Origin of the sequence: Lysinibacillus sphaericus OT4b.31, from assembly GCF_000392615.1 — a bacterium.
In the GTDB taxonomy this organism is placed as follows: Bacteria; Bacillota; Bacilli; order Bacillales_A; family Planococcaceae; genus Lysinibacillus; species Lysinibacillus sphaericus_B.
In genome coordinates, this window is sequence record NZ_KB933435.1 from 1 (window position 1) to 363 (window position 363).

Genomic DNA, 363 nt, shown 5'->3' on the forward strand with positions numbered 1-363 from the left:
GACGCTAAAGTATACACGTCCTCATGAATGTAACGATTGTCCATTGGCTCACGATAGCTTATGTCAAAAGGTTTATAAAATGAAAATAACAAAAGATCTTAGACGATATACGGCTCCAGCAAGAGGCTCGAAAAAATGGAACCAACTCTATAAGGCGCGAAGTGCCGTTGAACGTGTAAATGCCTATCTAAAAGGCTACTTTCTATTGAATCAGATTTACCATTGTACAGGGAAAAAAGCTAAAGTTCATTTCGATTTAGTACACATTGCATACAATGCATCCAGACTAGCGATGGATAGACTTAGATATACTAATCTTCAAGAATCTACAGCATCATAAGGTATTTCATTCGTTTTTTTAAG

General features: G+C 36.4%; 1 protein-coding gene. It reads left to right on the forward strand.

Translation table 11 applies throughout. From position 1 onward, the window contains the following. A partial coding sequence (locus H131_RS22585) for a transposase (RefSeq protein WP_010861460.1) occupies positions 1 to 340 on the forward strand: 340 nt, incomplete at its 5' end. Positions 341 to 363: the final 23 nt, after the last annotated feature.